The organism is Kocuria sp. CCUG 69068, assembly GCF_020833785.1.
Lineage (GTDB): Bacteria > Actinomycetota > Actinomycetes > Actinomycetales > Micrococcaceae > Kocuria > Kocuria rosea.
The window spans coordinates 1-3,390 of record NZ_PDDL01000186.1 but is presented as its reverse complement, the minus strand read 5'-3'; the positions used below and the strand labels follow the sequence as shown (position 1 = coordinate 3,390).

The window sequence follows — 3,390 nt, the reverse complement described above, 5'->3', positions numbered from 1 at the left end:
GGTGCGGAACGGGTGTTGATGTTCTCCAAGATCCTGGTGGCCAATCGCGGCGAGATCGCGATCCGTGCTTTCCGTGCCGCCTACGAGCTGGGCGCCAAGACGGTGGCGGTGTTCCCGTACGAGGACCGCAACTCGATCCACCGGCAGAAGGCCGACGAGGCGTACCGGATCGGGGAGGAGGGCCACCCCGTGCGGGCCTATCTCGACGTCGAGGAGATCGTCCGGGTGGCCAAGGAGTCCGGGGCGGACGCGATCTACCCGGGCTACGGGTTCCTCTCGGAGAACCCGGACCTGGCCCGTGCCGCCGCGCGCGAGGGCATCACCTTCGTCGGCCCGCGGGCCGAGATCCTGGAGCTGGCCGGCAACAAGGTCGCGGCGCTGAAGGCGGCGAAGCGGGCGGGGATCCCGACGCTGGCCTCCACGGAGCCCTCGGCGGACCCCGAGGAGTTGCTGGCGCAGGCGGAGGGCATCGGGTTCCCCATCTTCGTGAAGGCCGTGGCCGGCGGCGGGGGCCGCGGCATGCGCCGGGTGGAGACCCCCGAGGCGCTGCCCGAGGCGCTGGCCGCCGCGATGCGCGAGGCCGACACCGCCTTCGGCGACCCCACCGTGTTCCTGGAGCAGGCCGTGCTCCGGCCCCGCCACATCGAGGTGCAGATCCTCGCCGACAACGAGGGCGGGATGGTGCACCTGTTCGAGCGCGACTGCTCCCTGCAGCGCCGGCACCAGAAGGTCGTGGAGATCGCCCCGGCGCCGAACCTCGACGAGGGGATCCGCCAGGCCCTGCACCGGGACGCGGTGAAGTTCGCGAAGGAGCTCGGCTACGTCAACGCCGGCACCGTGGAGTTCCTGGTGGACACGGCCGGGGAGCGGGCGGGTCAGCACGTGTTCATCGAGATGAACCCGCGCATCCAGGTGGAGCACACGGTGACCGAGGAGATCACCGACGTCGACCTCGTCCAGTCGCAGCTGCGCATCGCCTCCGGGGAGACCCTGGCGGACCTGGGCATCGCCCAGGACGAGCTGGCCGTGCGCGGGGCCGCCCTGCAGTGCCGGATCACCACCGAGGACCCGGCCAACGGGTTCCGCCCCGACGTCGGGAAGATCTCCGCCTACCGCTCCGCCGGCGGCGCGGGGGTGCGCCTGGACGGCGGCACGGTCTACGCCGGGGCGGAGATCTCCCCGCACTTCGACTCGATGCTGGTGAAGCTCACCTGCCGGGGCCGGGACTACGCCACCGCCGTGCACCGGTCCCAGCGTGCCCTGGCCGAGTTCCGGATCCGCGGGGTGTCCACCAACATCCAGTTCCTGCAGGCTGTGCTGGCCGACCCGGAGTTCCTCGCCGGCAACGTGGCCACCGACTTCATCGAGCGCCGCCCCGAGCTGCTCGAGGCCCGCACCTCCGGGGACCGGGCCACCAAGGCGCTGACCTGGCTGGCCGAGGTCACGGTGAACCAGCCCAACGGGGAGCGGGTGGAGGGCATCGACCCGCGCACCAAGCTGCCCCACTACCCGGGCGACAAGCAGGACGAGCCGTTCCGCTCGCCCTTCGACGGACCCTCCGAGCACACCCCGCCGCCGGGGTGGCGGCAGCGGCTCGTCGAGCTCGGCCCCGAGGGGTTCGCCCGGGCCCTGCGGGAGCAGCAGGCGGTGGCGGTGACCTCGACGACGTTCCGGGACGCCCACCAGTCGCTGCTGGCCACCCGGGTGCGCACCCGGGACCTGCTGGCCGCGGCCCCGGCCTACGCCCACACGCTGCCGCAGCTGCTGTCCGTGGAGGCCTGGGGCGGGGCGACCTACGACGTCGCGCTGCGCTTCCTCGGCGAGGACCCGTGGGAGCGGCTGCGGCTGCTGCGGGAGGCGATGCCGAACATCCCGATCCAGATGCTGCTGCGCGGGCGCAACACCGTGGGCTACACCCCGTACCCGACCGAGGTGACGGACGCGTTCGTGGCCGAGGCCGCGGCCACCGGGGTGGACATCTTCCGGATCTTCGACGCCCTCAACGACGTGGAGCAGATGGCCCCGGCCATCGAGGCCGTGCGCAGGACGGGCACCGCGGTCGCCGAGGTCGCCCTGTGCTACACCGGGGACCTGCTCGACCCGGCCGAGGACCTCTACACCCTGGACTACTACCTCGAGCTCGCCCAGCAGTGCGTCGACGCCGGGGCCCACGTGCTGGCGATCAAGGACATGGCGGGGCTCCTGCGCCCCGCGGCGGCGGCGAAGCTGGTGACCGCCCTGCGGGAGCGCTTCGACCTGCCCGTGCACCTGCACACCCACGACACCGCCGGCGGGCAGCTCGCCACGCTGATGGCCGCGATCGACGCGGGCGTGGACGCGGTGGACGTGGCCGAGGCCTCGATGGCCGGCACGACCTCCCAGGTGCCCGCCTCGGCGCTGATCGCCGCCCTGGCCCACACGGACCGGGACACCGGCATCCCCCTGGAGGCCGCGACCGCCCTGGAGCCCTACTGGGAGGTCATCCGCCGGATGTACGCCCCGTTCGAGTCCGGGCTCACCGCCCCGACCGGGCGCGTGTACCGGCACGAGATCCCCGGCGGGCAGCTGTCGAACCTGCGCCAGCAGGCCATCGCGCTGGGACTGGGGGAGCGGTTCGAGGCGATCGAGGACATGTACACCGCCGCCAACGCCATGCTCGGCAGGCTGGTCAAGGTCACCCCCTCGTCCAAGGTCGTGGGCGACCTCGCCCTGCAGCTGGTGGGCATGGGCGTGGACCCGGCCGAGTTCGAGGCGAACCCGCAGAAGTTCGACATCCCCGACTCGGTGATCAGCTTCCTCGCCGGGGAGCTCGGCACGCCTCCCGGCGGGTGGCCCGAACCGTTCCGCTCCAAGGCCCTGGAGGGCCGCAACGTGCGTGTCGGGATCACGGAGCTGGCCCCGGAGGACTCCCAGGCCCTGGCCGGGGACCCGGCCACCCGCCGTGCCACGCTGAACCGGCTGCTGTTCGCCGGCCCGACGCGGGACTACGAGGCCAGCCGGGCGAAGTACGGCGAGCTGGCGCTGCTGCACACCCGGGACTTCCTCTACGGGCTGACCTCCGACCGGGAGCACGTGATCTCCCTGGGCAAGGGGGTGCGGCTGCTGGTGACCCTGCAGGCCATCTCGGAGCCGGACGACAAGGGCATGCGCACCGTGATGCTCACCCTCAACGGCCAGCCCCGGATGATCGAGGTCCGCGACACCTCGATCACCTCCTCGGTGCCCGAGACCGAGAAGGCCGACCCCACGGACCGCGGCCACGTGGCCGCCCCGTTCGCCGGGGCGGTGACCGTGACGGTGGCCGAGGGCGACACCGTGGAGGCGGGCGGCCAGGTGGCCACCATCGAGGCCATGAAGATGGAGGCCTCCATCACCGCCCCCACGGGCGGC

1 protein-coding gene is annotated in these 3,390 nt (G+C 72.7%); it reads left to right on the top strand.

Going from position 1 to position 3,390, the window contains the following annotated elements; all coding sequences use genetic code 11:
* Positions 1 to 18 precede the first annotated feature (18 nt).
* On the top strand, positions 19 to 3,390 hold a 3,372-nt coding region (locus CRM73_RS18590; protein WP_229588720.1), incomplete at its 3' end, for a pyruvate carboxylase.